Below are 25,017 nucleotides of genomic sequence, written 5' to 3' on the forward strand. Positions count from 1 at the left end.
CCAAGAAGAAAAAGCCCGCCGCTAAAAAAGCCGCAGCCTGACACGATTCGTTAACTAATTTCCTTCATGGTCGGCAGTCACAACTGTATGGAGAAGGAATCCATGTTCCGGTTCTCACGCCTGTCCGCCTTTGTTGTTTTCCCCCTGTTCCTGTCCGGCTGCGGGATCGAGATGCAGGTCGCGGCCCTGGTCGCCGACGGCATCAGCCTGTTCGCCACCGAAAAGACAATCGCCGATCACGGCATTTCTGCGGTCGCCGCCAAAGACTGCGCCGTCTGGCGCGGCGTTTCCGGCGGAGAGTTCTGTCAGGATAATGGAACAGCGGTCGCCAAGGTTGTTAAGGTCGCCAACGAAGGAGACGAATGGGACGGCGGGCCGGAAGACAAGTCGGTTCCTGTCGAGGTTGTTGATTCCCGGCCTGCTCGGCCGGCGGCGCCGAGCGCCCCCAAAATCACCCCAGGCACGGTGCTGGTCTCCGCCCTCGAACCGGAGTTTGAAGCCAGATTCGCCGCTATGTCCGCCGCTGCGCCGGACGCAAAACCCGCCCCCGAACCGGCTATAGCTTCAGAAAGCGGCGGCCTGCATTTTGTGCTGGCCAGCTTCGCCGCGCCCGGAAACGCCGAACGCATGGCGCGGCGTAATTCCGGCCTTTCCGCCAGGGTGGTGGCGGCAACGGTCGGCCGACGCACCGTGCATCGGGTAGTGGTCGGCCCCCTCACCCCCGAAGACGCCAAAGCTTTGCGTCCCCGTCTGGAGAGCGCCGGGTTCAACGCCGCTTGGGCTTTGAACATTGATGCCGGTCCTCAATCCTATCAACTGGCGGCGCTGCGCTAGGCTTGGAAAGAAGCCACCAGGCGGCGCTCGCCATAAAGACGCCCATGGCGGCGAGTAGGTGCCAGGGGGCTTCAGAGAACAGGGATACATAGATCATGCTGCCGGTCATCCCCGCTATTGCTCCCAGTTTGGCGATGGGCGGGATCACGCGGTGCTTCTCCCATAGCTGAAGGGAAGGGCCGAAGAGACGGTGGGTGTAAAGCCATGTGTGGAACCGCTCCGAACTGCGGGCGAAGCACCATAAAGCCAATATCATGAACGGCATCGTCGGCATTACGGGCAAAAACGCGCCTATTATCCCGAGGCCGACGAAAAACAGGCCGGCCGCCAGAAAAAAACTCCGCTTGATGCGTTTCCTCATTGATCAGCCTGATTTACTCTGGAAGCGGTTGGAATTTTCCGCAATTTAACCCCTCCTGACCTCCCCTTAGTTAAGGGGAGGAACTTTTCTCCCCTCCTTGCCAAGGAGGGGCCGGGGGAGGTTATACCAGAGGTCGCCATTAATGACCTTTGGTATTATGGAACCACGGATAAACACCGATGAACCCGGATGATTATCTTCGCGGCTGTTTTAAGGCGCTCACCACTCAATGGGAATGCCGGGAGCGTGTTTCGAGGTGCGGATGGTTTCCAGCGTCGTTACCTTGGCGACATGAGGGGCGGCGGTGAGGCGCATGGTCAGATCGTCACGGTGTTCCTTGTCCCGCGCCACCAGTTTCAACAAAAAGTCGCCGCCGCCCCGGATCATGTGGCATTCCCGCGCCTCGGGCCAAGCGGCGGCCAAGGCCTCGAACTCCTGAAGCACCGTCTGCGCCTGACTGTCCAGGCCGACCAGCGCGAAAAATGATTCCTTGAAGCCGAGCAGCGCCTGGTCGATATCGGCGTGGTAGCCGTGGATATAGCCGGATTCCTCCAACGCCCGCACCCGGCGCAGGCATGGCGGCGGCGAAATGCCGGCGCGTTCGGCCAGTTCGACGTTGGTGATGCGGCCATGGGCTTGCAGGTCGTTGAGGATGTGCCGGTCAACGCGGTCCAGCTTGACCCGTTGTCTCTTGTCTTTCATCGGCGGCGCCTCCTTTCACGCAACAATATTACAAAAAAGCCGCCAAAAAGCAAATATATTGCCTGCGGAAAAATGAACGGCTTTACTTGCTTCCTATCCGCCATGTTCTTATCTTGGGGGCATTCAGGAAATCACAGGAAACCATCTTCGCCATGGCCCCCGCGCACCATACCAAGATTCTGATCATCGGTTCGGGACCGGCCGGCTATACCGCCGCCATTTACGCCGCCCGCGCCAATTTCAAGCCTATTCTGATCAAGGGGCTTCAGCCGGGCGGACAACTCACCATCACCACCGATGTGGAGAACTTCCCCGGCTTTGCCGAACCGATTCAAGGCCCTGTCCTGATGGAGCGGATGCGCGCCCAGGCCGAGGCCGTCGGCGCCGTCATGTTCGACGACATTATCGTCAATGCCGACCTGTCAAAACGCCCGTTCGTGCTGAAAGGCGACGGCGGCGCCGTCTATACCGGAGACACGGTGATCATCTGCACCGGAGCTTCGGCGCGCTGGCTGGGCACGGAGAGCGAAAAGAAGTTCATGGGCTGGGGCGTATCGGCCTGCGCCACCTGCGACGCCTTTTTCTTTCGCGGCAAGAAAGTCGCGGTGATCGGCGGCGGCGACACCGCCGTCGAGGAGGCCATCTACCTTACCCATCATGCCTCGGAGGTAATCCTGATCCATCGCCGCGATGAATTGCGCGCAAGCAAGCTCATGCAACAGCGCCTGTTCAAGAATGATAAAATCAGCGTGGTGTGGGATAGCGTGCCGGACGAGATTCTCGGCGCTGAAAAACCCCTTAACGTTACCGGCATAAGGATCAGGAACGTTAAAACAGGAACACTGAGCGAGATTGCCGTTGACGGGGTGTTCATCGCCATCGGACATACGCCCAACACCGATTTGTTCAAGGGGCAGCTTGATATGGACAATGACGGCTACCTGATCACCAGACCGGGTTCAACCGTCACCAACGTGCCGGGCGTCTTCGCCGCCGGCGACGTTCAGGACAAGCTTTTCCGCCAGGCGGTGACCGCCGCCGGCACCGGCTGCATGAGCGCTATCGAGGCCGAGCATTTCCTGGACAGCTAAGGAACTTTCATGGATTGGGACAAGTTACGTATTTTCCATGTGGTCGCCGAGGCCGGTAGTTTCACCCATGCGGGCGATACGCTCAACCTCAGCCAGTCGGCCGTCAGCCGGCAGGTCGGCGCCCTCGAAAAAAGCCTCAACGTCACCTTGTTCCATCGCCACGCCCGTGGCCTGATCCTTACCGAACAAGGCGACCTGCTGTACCGCACGGCGCAGGAAATATTCACCAAGTTAACCCGCACCAAGGCCAGACTCTGCGAAAATACCGAGCGCCCTCAGGGACCGCTTAAGATAACGACGACGGTCGCCTTCGGTTCGGTGTGGCTGACCCCGCGCATCAAGGAATTCCTTGAGATGTATCCCGATATCAAGGTCTCGCTGGTGCTTGCCGACAACGAGCTTGACATAGCCATGCGCGAGGCCGATGTCGCCATCCGCATGACGAAGCCGCATCAACCCGATCTTATCCGCCGTCGCCTGATGACCATGCACTACCGCGTATTTGCGACGATCGAGTATTTGAACAAGCACGGTACGCCGAAAACCGTCGAAGACCTGGATAATCACAATCTCATCGTCTACGGCGAGGACTCTCCGCCGGCGGCGGACCTCAACTGGTTATTGGAGGTGGGACGAAAAGCCGGCGACAAGCGCAACGCCATCCTTAAAGTGAACAGCATTTACGGCATCTTCCTTGCCGTGCAGAAGGGACTGGGCATCGGCGGTCTTCCCGACTACATGAGCCGTGAATCCGGCGATCTGATCGAGTTGCTGCCCGAAATACGCGGCCCCAGCTATGACACTTTCTTTGTTTACCCCGAGGAATTGCGGCACTCGCAACGAATCGGCGCTTTCCGCGACTTTCTGGTGAAGCGAATCGCCAAGGACGGGCTTTAGGGTAGGTCTCTATGCGTTTTATGCATGGCAGGGCTTCTGTAATGCGGCTGGTGGATTTTTAAAAAGATTCTATATTTTACTAATGCGATGTTGCTCAAGCGGCATCGCCGAATAATCGGGCGCAATGCTCGTTGTTTGGGGCCTGTCTTACCTCCCCCCCCTTGGTAAACAGGTCCGGGCGTCCTTAGGACGCCGTTCTACCCTGTTACACTCGCCGGGCCTCAAATAGGCCCGGCGTTTTTTTGCGCACGGTCAATTATTTGTGATCTCCGGCGATGGGGCCGTCCTTGAACAGTATATCCCCGAATTCTCCGGCGAAGTCCTTGTTGTTGCGGCGTATCCATTCCATCAGCATGGATGCGTGCTCAATTTCTTCGCGCATATTATGCAGCATGATTTCCTTGAGCGTCGCGTCGCCGCAGGCATCGCTTCGTTGACGATAGAAATCGACGGCCTCCAATTCTTCCCTTAATGAAATGATTGCCCGATGAAGGTCAAGGGTCGCCCCGGATAGATTCTCGCACGGCTCCTGAAGTGTCATGATTTGCCTCCTTATGGTCCATATCGGCGCACATCAAGATTTATATGCCGAAGCGCGTCAGGATGTTATGATGCCACTATAGAGGAATTTACCGACAACAGTGAACATTTTCAGATCATAAACGGCAAGACATGAGCGACAGTTCCATCGACTACTTAACTGAATACATGAAGGTCTACTCCGAGAGAAAAAAGGCCGAAATGAATAAGACCCGAAGGGTCATCGTATTCTTCTCCGGCGCCGGCTTCGGCGACTTCATTCACCAGAACGTGATGGCGGCGGCATTGACCAAGCCCCTGCACACCTCCGTGCTGGCCGTCTTCAAGAACCACCCGCCGTACAGGGAGTTTATCGTCGAGTGTAATCCGTACATCCACGCGGAAATAAAGGCTGAACGGGATTCAGACGTTACCATTCCTATCGATTGGTTTGACATCGGCGTCGCCGCTCCTATCAAATGTCCTGATCCCATATGGAAAGAGCGTCAGTTCGGCGAGCCTGATCTTGTTCTGTTGCCGGGCATGCTTCGCACCGATGCGGCGCGCCTTTCGGGCCTTGCCGAAGCCCCTCCCCTGTTCCGCATTCCTCCCGAGCGCGAGGAACCTCTGCAAAAAAACCTCGAACAACGCAAGATAGCCCCGGGCAAATGGTTCGCCTGTCTGCACCTGACCAAAACGGCGGAGATAGAGAGCCAATTGCAGATGATCCGCCACATTACCGGAAAGCAAGGCGGCCGCGTGGTCATAATCGGAAAACCGGAAACGGCGGCGCTGACGGAAATGAAAGGCGTGATCGACCTGAGACAAATCCCCGATTCCCTGCCCGAGCAGGCGGCGGCCATCAGTTCGGCCCGCTATTTCATCGGCGGCGATTCCGGCCCCGCGACGCTGGCCTCGGCGTTTATGTCGCCGTGCGCCGTGACCAACGTCCGGCGATTCGCCGACAGGGTATGGAACAAGGGGGACGTTGTGTTGGCGAAAAAGATTGTTGAAACGGAAGAAAGGGAGCTTGGAACCCGCGAAGCCTATGAGAAAGGCTACCTGGACAACCCGTTGCCCGAAACCATGGAATATCGGGACAATACGCCGGATGAACTGATCGCCGTCGCCGACCATATGTATGAACTGACCTCGGGGTGCGACGGATGGCGGCCCAAAGCCGACGAGATCGCCGCTGAAAAGTCCGCCAAACTGACCTTTCCGTTCCCGATGCGCGACGAGCCGCTGGTGACCTTCTGGGAATAGTGCTCTAGAGCGTCTATTCCCATAGGGTCAGATCGGCGTACTCATGGATATGCCTCCATTGAAGGGGCAGGGAAATGCCGGACGACGACGCATGCGTGTTCGGCTCTTCCGTAATTTCCTTCCGCCAGGCTACGCAATCGGAAGTAATTTTATACATATGGTCGGCGACGGCGATCAGCTCATCCGGCGTGTTGTCGATCTTTTTTATTCCCACCGGGCGCAAGGTATGGATGGTCAGCGCGCCGCTTTTTAGCATATCGCGGGGGGCGATGATGTTCCCGTCGGGCAAAACACTTTTCTTCACCATCGCGACGTCGCCGTCGTTCCATACTCCGATCGCGCTATGGACGTTGGAGGTGACCGCCGGCGCCTTCATGGCGCTGGCGAGTTGCGTCGTCCCGGACTCGGCGCCGACAAAAAATCGCGCCCGGCTCAAGGCAAACGCCTGTTCGGGGAAATTGTTGTCGCTCCGGCTGAGGTCGATAAGGCCGTCCATTTCAGGAAAGGGAGTCATTGAGGGATCGCCCAGCCGCACCACTTGCCCCCCCTGCTTGTTGATGATGTTGCTTATCATCGGGAGATAACTTTTCGGATCAACATTACGGAACGGATCAACATCATAACGCCAGAAGTAATGCGGTTCGCGCATGTGAACGCAGGCGAACCAGCGGTCCCGGTCCACGCCCCGCTGCACAAGCGATTGTGACAATATATCCGTCATGTGCGGCGGTATGCGCAATACGGGCGTAGGCGCAAGGCATCTCCCTATATCCAACATTGACGGAGTAAGAAAAATGTCGGGGTTATGGAAGCCCTGATCGCGCCATGCCGCGTCGAAGGGACGGTTGGGAGCGTCGTCGTCGCCGTCAAACCAGTCAAGCGGAATAACGGCGTTGTTGCCCGCCGGAATCCTGATCGTAGCGGAAACGTAGGGATTCATCAGGGTGATGAAGTTCTTGTATGACCTGTCATCGCGGTAGATAACTCCCAGCTTGCTTCCCGGCAAGGCCCCGGCGATGGAGGCGGCGGTCAAGTGCTGCATCACGAACTCGCCGAGCGCCTGATGTCCCAGAAACGCGGCGATCACCATGGGGCGATCATGCTTCGAGGTAAATAACGGCGTTTTCCCCGCCATCGTCGATTTTCCGTGCGCCATTATTTCTATTCCCACAGGGTCAGATCGGCATACTCATGGATGTGCCTCCATTGAAGAGGCAGGGAGATGCCCGCCGGAGACGTATGCGCGTCGGCCTCTTCCGTAATTTCCTTCCGCCATGCTACGCAATCGGAAGTAATCTTGTGCATGTGGTCGGCGACGGCAATTAATTCGTCGGATGTATTATCAATTACTTCGGTTCCCACCATGCGCAATTTGTTAATGGTCAGCGTCCCGCTTTCGAGCATCTCGCGGGGACTGATTATATTGCCGTCCGGCAATATGACTTTCTTTATCATCGCGACGTCGCCGTCGTTCCATACTCCGATCTCAATATAGGTGTTGGTAGTCGCCGTCGGCGCCTTCATGGCGCAGGCTAGTTGCGTCATCCCGGACTCGGCGCCGACAAAAAATCGCGCCCGGCTCAAGGCAAAGGCTTGTTCGGGGAAATTGTTATCGCTCCGGCTGAGGTCGATGAGGCCGTCCATTTCAGGAAGGGGAGTCATTGAGGGATCGCCCAGCCGCACCACTTGCCCTCCCTGTTTATTGATGATGTTGCTTATCATCGGGAGATAACTTTTCGAGTTCACGCAACGAACGCGGTCAATTCCGAAACGCCACCGGTAATGATGCTCGCGCATGTGAACGCAGGCGAACCAGCGGTCCCGATCCACCCCCCGCCGCACAAGCGCCTGCGACAACAGGTCAATCATGTGCGGCGGTATGCGCAATCCCGGCGCCGGCGCAAGACAGCACCCGATGTCCAACATTGACGGAGTAAGAAAAATGTCGGGTTTATGGAAACCTTGCTCACGCCATGTCGCGTCAAAGGGGCGGTCGGGAGCGTCGTCATCGCCGTCAACCCAATCAAGGGGAATAACGGCGTTGTTGCCCGCCGGAATCCTGATCGTAGCGGAAACATAGGGATTCATCATGGTGATGAAGTTCTTGTATGGCCTGTCGTCGCGGTAGATGACCCCCATCCTGCTTCCCGGCAAGGCCCTGGCGACAGAGGCGGCGGTCAAGTGCTGCATCACGAACTCGCCAAGCGCCTGATGTCCCAGAAACGCGGTGATCGCCATGGGGCGATCATGCTTCGAGGCAGATAACGGCGTTTTCGACGTTTTCCCCGCCATCGTCAATTCTCGCCTTCCCCCCATTCCAGGCTTTTCAGAAAATCCATCACTGTTTGCCTGGTATTGCCGATGTCATCAGCCAGTATGCCGTGGCGGTTAGAAGAAATCATCACCAACCGATTGTCCTTGCTGCCGACATTTTTGTGAATGATGAGGCTGCTTTCGGGATCGACCACCGGATCATCGGCGGCCTGGGTAATCAGCAGCGGGCAGGTCACGGCCGGCAGCCTGCGTTCGGTCTCGTCCACCATGTGGCGAAGTTCATGAAGGCCGCGCAAGGGAATGCTCTTGTAATTGATATCCGGGTGTTCGCTGTCGTTATTGCGAAAAGGCATGACCCCCTCGTAAGAGGAAAACCATTGGGTAAGTTTGTTAATCCCGTGAACCAGCGGAACAAACACCATGCGGCGATCCTTGAAGCGCAGGGGAACGCTGATTGCCGCGACGCCGGCAAGATTCGGCGGTTCCTCCGAGGCGAAGCGGAGCGCCAGGGCGCCTCCCGATGAGAAGCCGACTATGGCAATGGTCTCGGAGAATGCCGCCATGATGCGGTAGCCCCGGCGCACCGAATCCAGCCATTCCCGCCATTCCCGGTTACGAAGGTCCCAGGGCGAAGTCCCATGCCCCGCCAGCCGCACCCCGACCACCGGGTGACCGGCCGCCGTCAGTTTTTCGGCGAACGGCCTCAGCTCGGCGGGGGAAGCCAGAAAGCCATGCACCATGACGACGCCGACGCCGGTGATTGTTTTCGGCAAAAGCAGATAGGGTTCGCCGCTTTTCGTCGCCGTCTCCTTGTCATTGATCTCCCGGTAGGCCGGTTCAAGGTAGCGGGCCTTGCTCCAGGCGTGTCCCCGCAGTTCATCTTCAAACAGGTCCGAGGCGATAACGTCCGCCTGCACGGTTCCGGCCCGCTCAAGCCCGTCGATAACGGCGGCGCGCACATCGGAAAGAGGCGCAATCTCATTAGCGTAAACCATAATCGGGTTCTCGATGCGGACCTCGTCGATTTCATACTCGCTGCGTAATTTGCCCATGAAGCGGTAGGATTTGGGCGTGCGTCCGACCAGCCCCGCGTCTTTGGCCGTCTTCAGAAAACGTTCCAGCCCCAGGCAGTCTCCTTCCAGCAATCCCCGGTATTTCTCGGGATTAAGCAGGCTTTCATGCAGGTTGACGGAGGGAATGGTTTGAACGTTCTTGATCGCCAGATAGAGGGCCTTGTTAAACTCGTCCTTGCCTATTTCCATCCGGTCCCTGCCGATCAATTCAATCACCAGACGCGCCGCCAGATGGCTGAAGTTCACCGTCACCATCGAGTAAATGGAACGCATGTATTCATCGCGGAGATTCAGAACCTGACTGCTCATGCTGCGGGCCAGAATTTTTTCATCCCAGCTCATAGCCCGATCCTTGAGAGAGAACAGTTCTTCAAGAGTATGGATGTTCCTGAACATGGCGTTCAGAAGCTTTCGCTCCCACCAACTCCATTGCATGGCGGCGTCGATGGGAGATCCGAAGCGGATATCCATGTCGGTGTCCTTCAACAGGATATTGCCCTCGATGATAAGCTCCTCGGAGAAATTGCCGGACATGTTCTTGAAAAACATTTCGGCGGCCTTGTTCAGCAGGTTGTCCGCCCCCCGCAGCGGATAGAAAGTGATGTTGGCGGGAATGATGAGCGTCGGTTCGCGGGCGCGCTCGATCAGCACGTCAACGCTTTCCAGTCCGAGAGCGCGCACCCAGCGCTCCAGCCTCTCGGTTTCTCCTCTCTTGTGGACCGAAAGGATGCGCTGCTTGAAGGTGTCCAGCGTCTGGGCGATGACGGCGGCCCCCCGGTGATGCTTGCGGCGTTCATGGGCGGTCGGGGAATAAATGTTATAGCCGCCGCTTTTATCCATAACGCGGCGGTCTTTAACCATGCCGCCTTCCGGGAACACCACCACCTTGCGTCCCCGCAGCACCTCGGCGGCGAGGAAAGGCATCAGTTGCGGCAGATTATTGGGCAAAGCGCCGACATCGGACAGGAATTCGGCGAAGGTCTCGTTTCCCTCAAACAGGGTGTGGTCGGCGACGGAGCGGCAATAAGCTCCGGTATGATGGTAGATCAGATAGGGCGGGATAAAGGTTTCAAAGCGGGCGAAATGATTAAAAACGAAAATCTGGCCGCGCCGCATATCCTCGGCGGCGGCGTGAAGTTTGATATTCAGCCCCAGGTGTTTCTCAAGCCACGAGACTCCCTTCGCGCACCACTCATAAACACTTGCGTTGATTTTGAATTCTTCAATGTCTTTCACGCTGTGCGCCCTTTTTATACGACGCCGCGAAAGATACAGGAAAAGAACGCCGTCGCCGATGAAAAAAGATAAGGCTGATAATCCACAGATTACGCAGATTCAAACGGCCTTAATCATTGACCCATAGCGGCCCCGGCGCTTTCCCCTCCTTACCAAGGAGGGGTCAGGGGAGGTTACTCTTACCCCCTCCTGACCTCCCCCTTGAAGCAAGGGGGAGGAATTTTTCTCCACAGAGGCTCAGAGACACAGAGGAAGATAAAGAGAAAAAAAAGCAGAAAGAAAACTTTGCTCAAATCTTCTCTGTGCCTCTGCGCCTCTGTGTTTTTCTTCCCCCTGTACACAATTTCAAAATTAAATCATGCCGAGCGACAAGGTCTCGGTCGCGGCGTTGGCGGCGTCATCGGCGACGGCAATAATGATCGAGCCGTCAACAAGGTCGCCGTCGCTGACATAGATGGACGCATTATCATCCACGGCCACGGCGACATCGGTCGGCTCCGCCGGCAAATAATAGCTGAAGTTATCGACGGCGGCCTCGGCGGCGTCATATCCCAGCACCATCGCCTTGTAGGCATTGCCGCCGGTGACCGTGATGTATTCCAGGTTGGCGTAGGAAGGCGTCGCAACCTTCAGGGCGGCTTCGATGAAGTCTCCCTGCCCGCCATCTTCGTATTTGAATACGCCTTGAGAAAGGACCACCCCTTCTTCCCGTTGCAGCCCGACGCCCTGGGCGTCAAGCGAAATGGCGGCAATCTTCGCCTCGCCCAGCGACGTCAGTTCGCCGGCGTCGGTAATGCTGTCGGAATTGGCGTCGCGCCAGATGGACATCGACGAAAACGCCTCGTCGCCTTTGTCGATGACGCCGTCATGATTTCCGTCCATTGTCGTCAACGCCTGCAAGGCGGAGTTCGCTCCGTCAACGAAAAACTCCGAAAACATTTCGGTGATGTTGTCGATTTCGGCGTTGCCGTTCCTGTCCATGACCAGGAAGCCGTCGTCAGGCCCGGCCCAGCCGGAGGGGAAGTATTGACCGTCGGGAGTCATCGAGAAACTGCGGCTCGTCTCCGGCAGGGTAATCAGTTCGACGCCGTCGCCGTCCAGATCGACAATCAAGGGATCAACGAGCCGTAGCGCCAAGTCAACGCCGCCAGGTTCGGCCCAGTTCCCTGTAAAATGGTCGGCTCGGATGCCGCCGGCATCTATATTCGCGTAGAAAAATATTTCCGCAGAGTTGGGATCGGTGGCGGCGACTTTTCCGGCTCCGGTTATACCGTCACGAGCAACGTATGAATCGAGGATAACGGCGTACCGTTGGCCAATAACCAGGTTGCTCAACCCAGGACTAACGGAAACTTCCGTCATGGCGGAACCGACGGCCACCGTTTGCGTGGCGCTTTCGTAAAGGATCGTTACGGGGTTCACCTCGCCGCTGTTGATCGTGACCGTGGTCACCAGGATGCGGAAATCAACGCCATCCAGTGAGCCGCTTGGAGAACTGACGCCAACCGCAACGCTGCTTAAATTCGTACTCTGCGCCGTAAATGTCTGTCCGAAATAGGCTGTGTTGGGTTCACCTAAATCGCCTTGTATTGTTGTAGCTGTCGTAAGGGTGTCATAGACGACGCCGCCGCCGTTGAAGGTGATGGTGTCGGTGGCGGCGCTGAACGCCGTGGCGCCGCCGCTTGTAGTAGTGTCCGCCGTCTGCCCCGCCGTACCCGCGCTCTTGTCCCAGGCCTTGAAGGTAATGGTCGCCGCGCCGTTCCAGTTGGCGCTGGGAACGAAGCGCACCATGTCGGTACTGTCGAGAAGCCGCGCCGCCGATGCCGATGGCGCTCCGAAGGCCGTCCATGAGCCGGCGCCGATTTTGTACTGCCAGACGCCGTGGGCATTGTCCACCGCCGTCACCGCGATGGCCTCGACCGCCGCGCCGTCAGCGTCGGTGATCGAGCCGTTGACCACCAATTGGTTGACGGTGTTGCCGGCGTTAGTCGGCGCGTCCTTGGAGGGGGTCGTCCAGCCGGCGCCGTTGACGAGGGCGCCGTCGTTGGTAGTGGTGGTGGTGGTGATATCGTCAACCGTGACGCCATGGCTCTGGTCCAGCTTCCAGTTGCCGACCAGATTGGCCTCGTTGCCGACCAGGGTCTTGTTCATGTTGGCCTGGATTTCGTCTACCGTGCGGGCCACGTTCCATAAACGGGCGTCGGCTAATTTTCCGGCAGAAGCATTATTGACACTTGTCAACAATTCCTTGCCCAATTCCCATGCCGGATTGGTTTGGGTAAGAGCAAGGGTTGTTGTTGTCGCGCCAAGCAAAACACCGTCGCCATAGAGTTTAATTGTCGTTGTCCCCGAGACAGTTTCCCACGATGCGGCGATATGATGCCAAGAACCATTAGTCCAACCATCGCTCACCGTGCTGGCCACATAAACATTTCCCCCTTCGCTTGTGCCGCCATAACGAACATGCAATCCGACATCGCCATGAATCGATAAATACAGCGACCCATTGGTTAAACCATTTATGCCGTTGCTGAAGATGTCATAATTGGTGCTACCCGTTTTATTCCAGACATCGCTACTGGCCCAAATCTCCATGGCGCCGGCAGCGCCGATATTCAACCGCCCATTCGTGACCCCTGTTCCCAGGTCCACATAATCATTCACCCCATCAAGCATCAGCGCATTGCCTTGTCCGTTGGGGGGAGTCATCTTGCCGGCGAAATCGACGCCGTTGGTCAGCGTCCCGTCGTAATGGTTGGCGGTCTGGTCGAAGGCCTTGAACCCGGCGCCCTCGTTCATGGTCCAGTAGCCCTTGAGGTTGGCGTTGGCCGTGGCGTCCAGGGAATTGTTCATGTTGGCCTGGATTTCGCTCGCCGTGCGGGCCACGTTCCATACCCGCACCTCGTCGATCTTGCCTTGGAAATTATTTCCCGGCCATGTGGTGTTGCCGATACAGAGTGTGCCGGTTCCCTGATAGTCGGCGGTAGCGGTATCGCGCGTCACTTCCGAACCATTCTTGTAGATGATGCGCAGGTTGGTGCCGGCATCATAGGTGCCGGCCCAGTGGACCCACTCATTGGTGTTAGGACCGCTGTCGGCGTAGGCGAGGTCGCTGCCGAAGAAATTGAACTGGAACTGGTTGTTGGAGTAGCCGATGTGAAGCCCCTGCATGGAAGCGCCGGGGCCTTGGCTGAAGATGAAGTCGTTGCCGCTCGAAGAGGTCCTGTACGACCAGAACTCCCACGAAAAGGAGTTGTTGGCGAGGTCGATGCCTGACACGGTGACTACGTCATCCACCCCGTCAAATACCAGCGCATCGTCGCGTTCGACCGGAGCGGAGCCTTCGGTCCAGGCGGGGGAACCGGAAAAGGTCAGATTTTGCGCCCCGCCGTTTGCGGCCAGGTCATAGGCCGTCGTTCCCGTTCCCTCGTCGAAGCGCCAATAGGCCAACAGATCGGTCTCGTTGCCGGCCAGTTGCCGGGTGTAATTCTCGGAAATCTCGGTGCCCGTGCGCACGTCGGACCACAGGCGCATGTCGTCGAGCTTGCCGTCGAAGAGCGCCCAACTCCCACTGGTCCAGTTGCCGACGAACAGATTGCCGCTTCCGGTATAGTCGCCGGTGGAGGTATCGGTCGCCACCTGGGCGCCATTCTTGTACAGGATGCGCTGGTTGCTCGTTCCGTCATAGGTGCCCGCCCAATGCACCCACTGGCCGACATCCGTGCCGCTGGTATAGTTCAAGTCGTTGCCCCAGAAGCCGAAGACGAATACGTTTGGATTATCGCTAATGTTTACGCCCCGATAGCCGATATGCAGCCCCTGATCGCTGGCGGAAGCTCCCTGACCCAGGGCGAGATCGAAGCTGGTGCCGTCGCGATAGGACCAGAACTCCCACGAGAACGAGGCGTTGTTGTTGAGCGTGAATCCGCTGGTCGTGCCGTAATCATTCACCCCGTCGAATGTCAACGCCGCCGGGTTGTTGACCAGCACCGGCGCGTCATTGACGGCGGTGACATTCATGGTCAAGGTCTTTGCCGTGGCCGAAAAAGCGGCGCCGTCATTAACGTCAAAAGAGAAACCGGCATAACCGGCGCCGTTGGCGTTGGCCGCAGGCGTGAAGCGCAGATTACCCGCATCAATGTCGGCCTTGGTGAAACTCTGCGCCCCGCCGCCGAGATTGACCGCCGACCACACGCCGCCGCTATTGTGTTCCAGCGCGCCCGCCCCTGTCTGGCTGTTGAAGCGGACGGAAGAAAGGGCATCGCCCTCAACATCGGCATAGCCGAAATCGACCGCAGAAAACGGGCGCGAAGCATCTTCGTTCAGGGTCAGCGTGGCGTTCGCCGCCGTCGGCGCGTCGTTGACGGCGGTGACGTTGATGGATGCGGTATCGGTGAGGGCGCTGAACGCCGTCGCGCCGCCGCCGGCAGTGGTGTCCGCCGTCTGCCCCGCCGTACCCGCGCTCTTGTCCCAGGCCTTGAAGGTAATATTCGCCGCGCCGTTCCAGTCAGCATTGGGAACGAAGCGCACCATGTCAGTACTGTCGAGAAGCCGCGCCGCCGATGCCGATGGCGTTCCGAATGCGGTCCATGAGCCGGCGCCGATTTTGTACTGCCAGGCGCCGTGGGCATTATCCACCGCCGTCACCGCGATGGCCTCAACCGCCGCGCCGTCAACGTCGGTGATTGAGCCGTCAACCACCAAATCAGCCACCGTTTTTCCGCCGCTCGCCGTGTTATCCTCGCTGATGACGGTGAACACCGGCGTGGCGGCGGTGTTGAGCGCCGGCGCGGTGTTAACGAGGGGATCGACGACGTTAGTAACACCGATGATCAAGTTCTTCTCGTAGATCAGGCCGCTGGAATCAGTGGCCCGGATTTTCACGGTGTGGCTGGTCGCCGTCTCGTAATCAATAACGGCGCCGCCGGCGACCCTGAGTTCGTTGCCGACGATAACAAAGCGCCCATTCGCATCGTCGGTGAGCGAGAAGGTAATAACGTCGCCGGACGTGGCGTCGGTGGCGGCAAGGGTCGCCACCGCAACGCCGCCGACCGAATTCTCTTGAACGCCAATACTGTCCGCCACATTCCCGCTGCGCACCTGCCAATAGAATACGCCGGCCTGTCCGATGTTGGACATGGAGGCCAGACCGCTCATGGCGCTGGTCCGTGAGCCTGTAATCTCGGAATAGTTGACCCCATTGCCTGATGACCAGCCTGCGGATGTGTACGATCCGCTATGGCTGGACCAGCCGATGTCTTCATAACGGAACTCAATGTCGAAATCGGCGCCGCCCTTATTATACAAGCGTACCTGGAAAGCGTTGGAATGGGTAGTTATGCCTGAATATTCCCCAATATCGTCGAAGGTCACGGTGACGACGCCGTTTGTCGTGTCCTTGTCGACATAGATGGCGTTGCTGCCGGTGGAATTTCCGGCAGTGTTGTAGGTTGTTGAGGTCGGTCTGGTATCTACATCCAAATAAAACGGCGCGATGATTGGTCGCGTCGACACCGATATTCCGGCGGGAACGTATCCGCCATCGCCGGTCGAACCCATGGTGATATAGCCGTTTATCCCGATGTGAAACTGAGTGGCGGCGCTCCAGGGAGTGCTTCCGAAAAATCCGAAGCCACCGGGAAATACCGACGATACATCAATGGTCTGATAGCCGTCGTCGCCGCGAGTCAGCATGGTTTCGCCGAATCCGGACGACCCGCCGAGTCCGCTGATGATGGAATGCCCGGAGATGACGTTGGTCGGCGAGGGGGCCGAGGCCGGGCGGGTCGCAGTGATCGCCGTCGGCGCCTGCGAGGAGGTCGGCGTTATGGTGAAGGTGCTGGTCGAGATCGCGCCACCCTGTCCATCGGCCACACTGAAAGTGAAGCTGTCGCTCGAACCTCCGCCGGAGTTGGTATAGGTGATTCGATTGTTGTCGATGTCGTTCTGGGTGAAGGCGCTGCCGTTGCCGAGGGCGGCCCCCGATTTGTACAAGGTTCCGCCGGAAGGCGCGCTGCCCAGGGTGAAGGTCAACTGGGACGATGTGTTGTCGACGTCCGTTGTCCGCAGCATGGAATTGGTGATAGTGGCGCCCACCGTGCCACGGGCGACGCTCAATCCTGTGTTGGCGGCCGGCGCCGGAGCGTCATTGACGGGGGTGACGGTGATGGTGGAGATAGCCGTCGAGCCACCCAGCCCGCCGGCGGCGGCGCTGGTCGATGCTGCCTGCGCGGTGAACGCCCCCGCTATGTTGGAGTTGGCGGTCGGGCGGAAGTAGACGTTGGTGGTCGCGCCCGCCGAGACGATGAAAGCCTCGTTGGCGATCTGGCTGCTATATCCGGAGTCGCTGTACAGCGAGCCGCCGGAGATCGAGGTGATCTTGTAATGGGTTATCTCGGCCCCATCGACGGCATTGCGGCTGATGGCGATGGCCCCGCTGTTCGTATCCTCGTTGATGGTAGGAGAAGCGACCGTCGGCGTGTCGGCAATCGGCGCGACGGTGATGGCGGCGGTGTCGTCCGCCGAACTGAACGCCGTTATGCCGCCGCTGGCGGTGGTGTTCGCCGTCTCTCCCGCCGCGCCCGCACTCTTGTCCCAGGCCTTGAAGGTAATAGTCGCCGAGCCGTGCCGGTTGGCAGAGGGAACAAAGCGCACCATGTCGGTACTGCCGAGAAGCCGCGCCGCCGTTATTGACGGCGCGCCAAAGGCCGACCACGAGTTGCCGTCGAGTGAGTACTGCCAGGCGCCGTTAATGTTATCCACCGCCGTCACCGCGATGGCCTCAACCGCCGCGCCGTCAACGTCGGTGATCGAGCCGTCAACCACCAGATCGGCCACCGTTTTTCCGGCGCTGGTCGTGTCCTCGTTAGTGGCGGTGAATACCGGCGCGGCCGCAGTGTTGAGCACCGGGGCGTCGTTGACGGGGGTGGCGGTGATGGCGGCAGTGACCGCCTCGCCGCCCAGCCCGGCGGCGGCGTTGCCGGTCGAGGCTTGCGCGGTGAATTCCCATGTCGTGTTGGCGTTGGCGGTCGGCATAAACCTGAGGCCGGCGTGGCCTTCGGCGTAGGTGATAAAATCGCCGTTGTTGATCGCCGTCGTGCCGTTATTCTGATAAAGCGCGCCGCCGGTGAGTCCGGCAATCTTGAAGTGGGTAACTTCCGCCCCGTCCGCCGCGTTGCGGCTGAGCACCAGCCCGGTTGAAGACTGGGTATCCTCGCTGGTGACGGCGTTGGTCACGCTAGGCGTGTCGGCAATCGGGTTGACGGCGATAGTCGCCGTCGCCATTGAGCCGCCCAGCCCGCCGTCGCCGTCGCCGGTCGATGCCTGAAAGTTAAAGCTGCCGTTGCTGATCGAATTGGCGGTCGGCGTGAACTTGAGGCCGGCGTTGCCTTCGGCGTAGGTGAGGAAGGTATTGTTGATGACCACCGTCACGCCGTCGTTCTTGTAAAGGACGCCGCCGGTAATGTTGGTGATCTTGAAGTGGGTAACCTCGGCGCCGTCCACAACATTGCGAGTTAGCGCCAAGCCGGAAGATGATTGCGTGTCCTCATCGGTCGTGGCGTTAACGGCGTTTGGAGTATCGGCAATCGGCGTGACGGTAATGGCGGCGGTGTCGATAGTCGCGCCGAACGCCGTCGTGCCGCCGCTTGTGGTGGTATCGGCTATGCCCCCCGCCGCGCCCGCAGTCTGGTCCCATGCCTTGAAGGAAATAGTCGGGGAGCCATGCCAATCGGCGTTGGGAACAAAGCGCACCATATCGGCGCCGTCGAGAAGCCGCGCCGCCGATGCCGACGGCGTTCCGAAGGCTGTCCATGCGCCGCTGCCGACCTTGTACTGCCAGGCGCCGTTAGTGTTGTCCACCGCCGTCACCGCGATGGCCTCAACCGCCGTTCCGTCAGCGTCGGTGATTGAAGCATCAACCACCAGATCGGCCACCGTTTTTCCGGCGCTGGTTGTGTCCTCGTTGGTGGCGGTGAATACCGGCGTCGCCGTAGCGTCAAGCACAGGCGCGTCGTTGACGGCGTTGATGGTGATGGTGACCAGGGATGAGGCCCCCGAATAGGCCTCCCCGTCATAGCCCTTCCATTCAAAGCCGGCGATGCCGTTCCAATCGGCGGTCGGCGCGAAGGTCAGGGCATCCAAGTCGATGGCGGCGATGGCCTGATCGACGATGACGGCGACGCCGCCCAGCTTCAGTATGCCGTTCGCCGCCAGTGAGGTGACCCGAACACTGCTCATGGCGTCTCCATCGGCGTCGGCGTACGCGCTCGTGAAGTTGAGCTTGGTGAAGGCGACGGTATTATCCTCGTCGCCCGCCTTGGCGAAGTCGGAAACCGTCGGCGCGTTATTGGCCGGCGGCGGTTTAAGGGTGTAAACGACCGGCGGAGGCGGAGGCGGCAATACCACCACCACCGGCGGCGGCGGAGGCGGCGGTGGCGGCGGAGTGTAAACAGGCGGCGGCGGCGGTGGCGGCGGTGTGAACACAGGCATGGAAACCGGGGGCGGAGGCGGCGGCGGGGGGGGCGGAGGCGGCGGCGGAGGCGGCGGCGGTGGAGCAAAAGTCGGCACAAACGGGGCCGGAGATGATGCCGAGCCGCTTGGCGGCGTTACCGGATTCACTGCCGCCGTGGCGCTGGCTATGGCGTTGGAAATATCGGTGGCGGCGGCGACTGCGGCCGCCGGGTTCGCTCCATTCCCCAGGGCGTCGGACAAGGCATTCTGGAACGCCGCCGATCCGCCGATCGCCGAATCGACATTCTGGCCCGAGGCCAGAGCGGCGAGAACCGGATCGCCTCGGCCCTGATCCATGGCGGAGGCCGCCTGGTTAAAGGCGCTGATGGCGGCGCCGGCCGCCTGCGCGGCGGCGGCGGGCGAGCCGCCCTGATTCAAGGCGTCGGACAAGGCGTTCTGAAAGGCCGCAGAATTGCCGATCACCTGATCCACATTGTCGCCGGTGGCCAGGGCGGCCAGCATGGGATCGCCGCCGCCGCGATCCGCCGCCGCCTCTCCCCTGGCGACAGCATCATTGGCGGCGTTGGCGGCGCCGACGGCGTCGGCCAGGGAGCCGCCGTTTTGCAGGGCGTCGGACATGGCCTGCATAAAGTCCCTGGAGCCGCCGGCGAACATATCCATATTATCGCCGGTGGCCAGGGCGGCCAGCATGGGATCGCCTTCCACGGACAACGCGGACTGCGCCCGAAGGACGGCGGCGTTGGCGGCGTTGGCGCTTTGAACGGCAAGGTCGGGAGCGGCGCCCTTCTCCAGGGCGTCGGACAGGGCGGCCTGGAACTCTTCCGATCCGCCGAATATCTCATTAAAGTTCTCACCCGTCGCCAGAGCGCCGAGAATCCCGCCGTCGCCGGTCGCCGCCTCTTCCTGGGCGGTGGCGGCGGCGTTGGCGATCTGAATGGCGTCATCGAGAGAGCCGCCATTTTGCAAGGCTTCGGACAGGGCGGCCTGGAACTCTTCCGACCCGCCAACGGCCTCATTAAGATTCTCACCGGTGGCCAAAGCGTCAAGAAGCGTGTTCCCGACCGACGCCGCCGCCGACACGGCGGCAAATCCCCCCGTAAACACGCTCTTGGCGTTGGCCAGGGCCTCCGCCGGGGTGAGGCCCTGGTTAATAGAAGAAACCAAAAGATTGGTGAAGGATTCCACCGCCGCCATCGCCTCATCGGCGGGCATTCCGCCGGCAATAGCTTCCGCCGCCGCCTTCTGGAAGACGGCCCGCATCGCCTCGGTTATTTCTCCGCCGTCGGACAGGGAAGTCAGCAGGTCTTCCAGCGCCGAGGTAAAAGCATCGCCGGGGGCAGCCGTGTCGGCAGGAGCAACGTCGCCGGGGGCAACGTCGCCGGAGGCGGCGTCTGTGGCTGCGGTCTCGGCCTGGGCGACCTGATAAGGCAAAGCGGCCTCGACGGCGGCTTTGACTCGCAGGGCGGGGATGTTTGTTCCCGACAGCGTCATCAGCGCCGGCGGAGAAACGGCCGAGAAATAACCGGAAACAACGACGGCGGAACCGTCCGCCGCCGTGATCACCAGATCGGCGCCCGACCGCTCGAAAGAGGCATGATCAAGAACCCAGTCCGGGACCACCGTTTCGGCGATCAACCCGTCCGGGCGGACAATCTTTTCATCGGCCCCCCTCGCCAAGGGTAAGTCTAACGCTACCGCCACCGACCAAAGCCTCCCCTTCGTACTGAAATTCACATTACCACAATTAAAGATAAATTGCCGTATGTTTTATCAGGATTTCATCAGGGTAATCTTAGGCCGACGCCGGATTGGCGTCACGGCAATAACCAAGGCAAACATATCATGAACCCTATGCGATCATCGCGCCGAGCGCACGAAATCAACGAAGCGTTTGGTCCAGCGGTTGCCCTCGACATCGCGCTGGTGGATGAAACAGGCCAGCAGGTTCTTGTAGACGATGCCGTCGCGGCCTTTGCCCAGTCCTTCGCCGCGCAACATCTTGTAAGCGAAATCATAGCCGTCCCTCAGATTTTCCAGGCTCGAATAATGGAATTCGTGGGCGGGAAAGGCGCCGGGGCGGCCCTCGCCGTCAAGCAGCGGCCATGGCCCCTTCCCGGTCTCCTGCACCCGCACATAGCCCCGGCCCACGGGCCGGCGGCGCATCACCGCGTCGCCGTCGATAACTCCCGCCATTTTATGGCGGCGTTCGTTCCATTCAATTGACCTCGACAGATACATCAGTCCGCCGCATTCGGCATAGGCCGGCATTCCGCCCTCAATGGCGTCGCGGATGGCGGCCCGGAGCGGAGCATTGGCCTCCAGCGCCTCCATATGGGTTTCCGGGAAGCCGCCGCCGATGAACAGGCCGTCCACCTCGGGCAGACCTGAATCCTGCAAAGTGTTGAACTCGACCACCTCGGCGCCCGCCGCCCGCAAGCCTTCCACGTCGTCGGCGTAGTAAAAACCGAAGGCGGCGTCGCGGGCGAGGCCGATGCGTACGTCGGCGACAACGGAAGGCGAGGCTTTCCGCGAGACGCGCCGAACCGGCGCCGCCTTTTCAAGCAACCGATCAAGGTCCACCTGATCGGCCACCTGCAAGGCGATGGCGGCGATTTTTTCATTGGTCCGCAATGATTCATCAGGGGGGATCAGCCCCAGATGGCGCTCGTTTATCTCCATCTCCCGGCTGCGCCGCACCGCCCCCAGCACCGGAAGGTCGGTGTAGCGCTCAATGGCGGCTCTCAGCTTGCTCTCGTGCCGCTCCCCGGCGACTTTGTTGAGAATGACCCCGGCAAAAGGGAGGTCCGGAACAAATGCCTGACAGCCGAGCAGCAGGGAAGCGACGCCCCGCGTGATCCCCTCTGCGTCAAACACCAACGCCACCGGCGCCCCCAGCAAGGCCGCCAGCGCCGCCGTGCTGTCGCCGCCTTCGGGATCAAGGCCGTCGTGAAGGCCCTTGGACCCCTCGATCAGGCAGATATCGGCGCCGCAGGCATGGCGGCGAAAGCAGGCGCTTATCTCATCGGCGCTCATGGTGTTGTAGTCGAGATTGCGGCACGTTCCTTCGGCGGCGGCGCTCAACCACAGGGGGTCGATATAATCGGGGCCTTTCTTGAAGGGCTGCGCCTTCAGCCCGCGCCCGGCCAGCGCCGCGCACAGTCCGACGGCGACGGCGGTCTTCCCGGATGACTTGCGGGTCGCGGAAATCAGCAGTTGTGACATATTGGACATATTAGGGACGGCCCCGGCGCAGGCAAGGGGAGTTGTCTGTCGAAGCGTCTTATGTGTAGGTTAGGGAAATTTAACCGGGAGTAATTCGGATGTTTCGGGAGAAGATCAAGGTCCTTGACTGCACGATCCGCGACGGCGGGCTGATCAACAATTACCATTTCACCGAGGATTTCGTTAAGGCGGTCTATCGCGCCGCCTGCGACGCCGGCGTTGACATCGTCGAACTGGGCAAGAAGCTGGCGGTAAGCGACGAGTACAATCGCAAGGACTACGGGGCGTGGAATTTCTGTGACGACGACGACCTCAACCGGATCGTCGGCTCCCACGAATGCGAACATCCGCCGATGATCGCCGTGATGTTCGACGTCGGGCGGGTGAATATCGCCGGGTTGAAAGCCGCCGACCAGACGCCGGTGGGAATGATCCGCACCGCCTGTTATGTGGCCGACATCGACAAGGGTATCGATCTCGCCAGGCGCTGCAAGGACCTGGGTTATCAGACCACCATCAATATCATGGCCTCCTCGGCGTCGATCAGGACCGATCTGATTGAGGCGCTTGAGCAGGTCAACGAAGTCAACGAAGTGGATTACCTGTATCTGGTGGATAGCTACGGCGCCTATTATTCCGAGCAGGTGACCGATTACCTGAACCTGTATAAAAAGCACGCACCGAACAGGGAACTGGGCTTCCATGCCCACAATAATCAGCAATTGGCCTTTTCCAACACCCAGCAGGCGATTATCGACGGGGTGAACCTGCTGGACGCCACCATCAACGGCATCGGCAGGGGAGCGGGCAACTGCAACCTGGAGCTTCTGCTGAACTTCCTGAAGAACCCCAAGTTCGACGCCCGCCCGATCTATAAGGTCATTGAGGAAGAGTTCGTCCCGCTGCGCAAGGAGATCGAATGGGGATTCAACGACCTCTACGGGATCAGCGGCTACCTCAACCAGCATCCGAGGACGGCGATGAGATGGCGGGGGAACGAGGACATGAAGGACAAATGCCACGACTTCTTCGTTCACTCCATGGACCCCGACAACATCAAGTGAACGCACCGGAGGCAGGGATAAGATGGCGCGACTGACGATAGTGAAGGTGAGGATATGACGGCAACCCGACGGGATGAGGTTCTTGAGATATTGCGCCGTCACAAGGCGGAGTTTGCCGAGCGCTATGGAATAACCGCGTTGGGAGTGTTCGGCTCGGTGGCGCGGGACGAGTCCGGGAAGAAGAGTGATGTAGATATCGTGTTCAAGACCGATGCCCCCAACCTGTTTCGCACAGTGCGAATGAAACAGGAATTAGAGGCTTTGTTGGCCTGCCCTGTGGATGTTGTGCGGTTGCGCGAGCGCATGAACCCAAGCTTGAAAAAACGGATATTGCAGGAGGCGCGCTATGTCTGACCCGTCTCTGTTGCGTGAGCGGCTGGAAAACGTGCTGGAGGCGCTGGAGCGGATTCCCCGGCGCTTTGCAGACATTCGATCCGCCGATGATTTTTCTCAAAGCGAGGAAGGCTATGATCGCCTGGATGCGATCTGCATGATCCTCATTGCGGTAGGCGAAGCCTTTAAGCAGATTGACCGTAAGACAGAGGGCAAACTGTTGGCGCGTTACCCGGAGGTCGAGTGGTCCGGCGTAAAAGGCGTACGGGATGTGATTGCGCATGGGTACTTTGATATTGACGCCGAAGAGGTCTTCGGCATTTGCCGAACTGACATTCCTGTCCTGATCGCCACAGTGCGCAAGATCATCGAAGAGTTGCCATAATGGCCCTGCAACCAACCATAACGCGGAGATAACATGCCGTTTATAGCCTCCCGGCTCAGCCGCATTCAGCCCAGCCCGACCATCGCCATTTCCACCAAGGCCCGCGAGATGAAGGCCGCCGGGCATGATGTTATCAGCCTCGGCGCCGGCGAACCGGACTTCGAGACCCCCGAACACATCAAGGAAGCGGCCAAGGCGGCCATGGACCGGGGCGAAACCCGCTACACGGCGGTGCAGGGCACGCCGGAGCTGCGCAAAGCCATCTGCGCCAAGTTCAAACGGGACAACGAACTGGACTACAAGCCCGACCAGATCACCGTCGGCTGCGGCGGCAAGCAGACCATCTACAACGCCATGATGGCCACCCTTGACCCCGGCGACGAGGTGATCATCCCGGCGCCCTACTGGGTGTCGTACCCGGACATCGCGTTGCTGGCGGAAGGGACGCCGGTGATCGTGGCGTGTCCGGCGGAAAACGGCTTCAAGCTCCGGCCCGAAGACCTGGAAAAGGCGATCACCGCCAGAACCAAGTGGCTGATTATCAACTCGCCGTCCAACCCCACCGGCGCCGGGTATTCAAAAAACGACATGAAGGCGATCACCGACGTGCTGCTGCGCCATCCCCATGTGTGGATAATGACCGACGACATATACGAACATCTCGTCTACGACGACTTCAGGTTTGTCACCCCGGCCCAGGTGGAGCCTCGCCTGTACGAACGCACCCTGACCCTGAACGGCGTCTCCAAGACCTATTGCATGACAGGATGGCGGGTCGGTTACGCCGCCGGAGCGGTAAAGCTGATCGAGGCGATGAACACGGTGCAGTCGCAAAGCACCACTCACACCTCGTCAATCAGCCAGGCCGCCGCCGTCGCCGCCATCAACGGTCCCCAGAACTTCGTCGCCAAGCACAACGCCGTATTCAAGGAACGCCGCGATCTGGTGGTTGACATGATGAACCAAACGGAGGGCCTGTCATGCCCTACGCCGGAGGGAGCATTCTACGTTTATCCCTCGTGCGCCGGCGTCATCGGCAAGAAGACCCAAGACGGCAAGGCAATCAAAACCGATGATGACTTCGTCGCCTACCTGCTGGAATCAGAGGGCGTCGCCGCCGTCCAGGGATCGGCCTTCGGCCTGTCCCCCCACTTCAGGATATCCTACGCTATTGCGACGGAAACGCTGAAGGAGGCCTGCGCACGCATTCAGAGGGCGTGCGGGAAGCTGTCATGAACGAGATTGCCGCGCCGGATGAACAGAGCGCGGTTGTGCTATCAAGAATCAG

16 protein-coding genes and 1 pseudogene (1 of these 17 running past the window's edge) are annotated in these 25,017 nt (G+C 59.5%); 10 read left to right on the forward strand and 7 right to left on the reverse strand.

Going from position 1 to position 25,017, the window contains the following annotated elements; genetic code table 11:
• The 3 genes and pseudogenes from A3H92_09520 to A3H92_09530 all read left to right on the forward strand — a co-directional run.
• A pseudogene (locus A3H92_09520) lies at nt 1-41 on the forward strand (DNA topoisomerase I); it begins 2,536 nt to the left of the window's first position.
• Nucleotides 42-87: 46 nt separating this feature from the next.
• Nucleotides 88-834 (forward strand): hypothetical protein, encoded by a 747-nt coding sequence (locus tag A3H92_09525; GenBank protein ID OHC74143.1) that lies wholly within the window; start codon nt 88-90, stop codon nt 832-834.
• A gap of 206 nt (nt 835-1,040) precedes the next feature.
• Nucleotides 1,041-1,244, forward strand: coding sequence for a hypothetical protein (locus tag A3H92_09530; GenBank protein OHC74144.1), 204 nt, complete (start codon nt 1,041-1,043; stop codon nt 1,242-1,244).
• Between the two features lie 170 nt (nt 1,245-1,414).
• Here A3H92_09530 and A3H92_09535 read toward each other — a convergent pair whose 3' ends face one another.
• Complete coding sequence (locus A3H92_09535; GenBank protein ID OHC74145.1) at nt 1,415-1,897, reverse strand: AsnC family transcriptional regulator; 483 nt, start codon at nt 1,895-1,897, stop codon at nt 1,415-1,417.
• A gap of 152 nt (nt 1,898-2,049) precedes the next feature.
• Between A3H92_09535 and A3H92_09540 the strand changes: the two genes are divergently transcribed.
• The gene (locus tag A3H92_09540; protein ID OHC74192.1) at nt 2,050-2,988 is read left to right on the forward strand and encodes a thioredoxin-disulfide reductase; all 939 of its coding nucleotides are present in this window, start codon (nt 2,050-2,052) and stop codon (nt 2,986-2,988) included.
• A gap of 9 nt (nt 2,989-2,997) precedes the next feature.
• The gene (locus tag A3H92_09545) at nt 2,998-3,885 is read left to right on the forward strand and encodes a LysR family transcriptional regulator (GenBank protein OHC74146.1); all 888 of its coding nucleotides are present in this window, start codon (nt 2,998-3,000) and stop codon (nt 3,883-3,885) included.
• Nucleotides 3,886-4,141: 256 nt separating this feature from the next.
• Here the strand turns inward: A3H92_09545 and A3H92_09550 are convergent, their stop codons facing one another.
• Nucleotides 4,142-4,426 (reverse strand): ferritin, encoded by a 285-nt coding sequence (locus A3H92_09550; protein OHC74147.1) that lies wholly within the window; start codon nt 4,424-4,426, stop codon nt 4,142-4,144.
• A 131-nt stretch (nt 4,427-4,557) separates the two neighbouring features.
• Between A3H92_09550 and A3H92_09555 the strand changes: the two genes are divergently transcribed.
• Nucleotides 4,558-5,670 carry a hypothetical protein gene (locus tag A3H92_09555; protein ID OHC74148.1) on the forward strand — a complete coding sequence of 371 codons (1,113 nt, stop codon included), beginning with the start codon at nt 4,558-4,560 and terminating at the stop codon, nt 5,668-5,670.
• Between the two features lie 13 nt (nt 5,671-5,683).
• On the opposite strand, the gene A3H92_09560 is transcribed toward A3H92_09555, so the two are convergent.
• The 5 genes from A3H92_09560 to A3H92_09580 all read right to left on the reverse strand — a co-directional run bounded on the left by A3H92_09560 (nt 5,684) and on the right by A3H92_09580 (nt 21,947).
• A complete protein-coding gene (locus A3H92_09560) occupies nt 5,684-6,841 on the reverse strand; it encodes a hypothetical protein (protein OHC74149.1) in 1,158 nt (385 codons plus the stop codon).
• On the reverse strand, nt 6,832-7,908 hold the full coding sequence (locus A3H92_09565) for a hypothetical protein (protein ID OHC74150.1): 1,077 nt from the start codon (nt 7,906-7,908) through the stop codon (nt 6,832-6,834). The genes A3H92_09560 and A3H92_09565 overlap by 10 nt, the downstream gene beginning before the upstream one ends.
• Nucleotides 7,909-7,964: 56 nt before the next feature.
• Nucleotides 7,965-10,271 (reverse strand): hypothetical protein, encoded by a 2,307-nt coding sequence (locus tag A3H92_09570; protein OHC74151.1) that lies wholly within the window; start codon nt 10,269-10,271, stop codon nt 7,965-7,967.
• A gap of 333 nt (nt 10,272-10,604) precedes the next feature.
• Nucleotides 10,605-20,402 carry a hypothetical protein gene (locus tag A3H92_09575; GenBank protein ID OHC74152.1) on the reverse strand — a complete coding sequence of 3,266 codons (9,798 nt, stop codon included), beginning with the start codon at nt 20,400-20,402 and terminating at the stop codon, nt 10,605-10,607.
• Between the two features lie 180 nt (nt 20,403-20,582).
• Nucleotides 20,583-21,947 (reverse strand): cobyrinic acid a,c-diamide synthase, encoded by a 1,365-nt coding sequence (locus tag A3H92_09580; protein OHC74193.1) that lies wholly within the window; start codon nt 21,945-21,947, stop codon nt 20,583-20,585.
• Nucleotides 21,948-22,045: 98 nt separating this feature from the next.
• Between A3H92_09580 and A3H92_09585 the strand changes: the two genes are divergently transcribed.
• From A3H92_09585 to A3H92_09600, 4 genes are read left to right on the forward strand one after another with little or no spacing between them, the layout of a single operon-like run.
• Nucleotides 22,046-23,011 (forward strand): hypothetical protein, encoded by a 966-nt coding sequence (locus A3H92_09585; protein OHC74153.1) that lies wholly within the window; start codon nt 22,046-22,048, stop codon nt 23,009-23,011.
• Nucleotides 23,012-23,065: 54 nt separating this feature from the next.
• Complete coding sequence (locus A3H92_09590; GenBank protein OHC74154.1) at nt 23,066-23,365, forward strand: hypothetical protein; 300 nt, start codon at nt 23,066-23,068, stop codon at nt 23,363-23,365.
• On the forward strand, nt 23,358-23,729 hold the full coding sequence (locus tag A3H92_09595) for an antitoxin (GenBank protein OHC74155.1): 372 nt from the start codon (nt 23,358-23,360) through the stop codon (nt 23,727-23,729). Before A3H92_09590 ends, A3H92_09595 begins: the two co-directional genes overlap by 8 nt.
• A 33-nt stretch (nt 23,730-23,762) precedes the next feature.
• Complete coding sequence (locus tag A3H92_09600; protein OHC74156.1) at nt 23,763-24,965, forward strand: aspartate aminotransferase; 1,203 nt, start codon at nt 23,763-23,765, stop codon at nt 24,963-24,965.
• Nucleotides 24,966-25,017 lie beyond the last annotated feature (52 nt).

Source organism: Rhodospirillales bacterium RIFCSPLOWO2_02_FULL_58_16, assembly GCA_001830425.1.
Classification (GTDB): Bacteria; Pseudomonadota; Alphaproteobacteria; order Rhodospirillales; family 2-02-FULL-58-16; genus 2-02-FULL-58-16.

What these genes read in the sequence shown, in the direction of transcription:
- A3H92_09525 (OHC74143.1), top strand. Translation starts at nt 88, where the DNA reads ATGGAGAAGGAATCCATGTTCCGGTTCTCACGCCTGTCCGCCTTTGTT.
- A3H92_09535 (OHC74145.1), bottom strand. Translation starts at nt 1,897, where the DNA reads ATGAAAGACAAGAGACAACGGGTCAAGCTGGACCGCGTTGACCGGCAC.
- A3H92_09540 (OHC74192.1), top strand. Translation starts at nt 2,050, where the DNA reads ATGGCCCCCGCGCACCATACCAAGATTCTGATCATCGGTTCGGGACCG.
- A3H92_09545 (OHC74146.1), top strand. Translation starts at nt 2,998, where the DNA reads ATGGATTGGGACAAGTTACGTATTTTCCATGTGGTCGCCGAGGCCGGT.
- A3H92_09550 (OHC74147.1), bottom strand. Translation starts at nt 4,426, where the DNA reads ATGACACTTCAGGAGCCGTGCGAGAATCTATCCGGGGCGACCCTTGAC.
- A3H92_09555 (OHC74148.1), top strand. Translation starts at nt 4,558, where the DNA reads ATGAGCGACAGTTCCATCGACTACTTAACTGAATACATGAAGGTCTAC.
- A3H92_09565 (OHC74150.1), bottom strand. Translation starts at nt 7,908, where the DNA reads ATGGCGATCACCGCGTTTCTGGGACATCAGGCGCTTGGCGAGTTCGTG.
- A3H92_09580 (OHC74193.1), bottom strand. Translation starts at nt 21,947, where the DNA reads ATGTCACAACTGCTGATTTCCGCGACCCGCAAGTCATCCGGGAAGACC.
- A3H92_09585 (OHC74153.1), top strand. Translation starts at nt 22,046, where the DNA reads ATGTTTCGGGAGAAGATCAAGGTCCTTGACTGCACGATCCGCGACGGC.
- A3H92_09590 (OHC74154.1), top strand. Translation starts at nt 23,066, where the DNA reads ATGACGGCAACCCGACGGGATGAGGTTCTTGAGATATTGCGCCGTCAC.
- A3H92_09595 (OHC74155.1), top strand. Translation starts at nt 23,358, where the DNA reads ATGTCTGACCCGTCTCTGTTGCGTGAGCGGCTGGAAAACGTGCTGGAG.
- A3H92_09600 (OHC74156.1), top strand. Translation starts at nt 23,763, where the DNA reads ATGCCGTTTATAGCCTCCCGGCTCAGCCGCATTCAGCCCAGCCCGACC.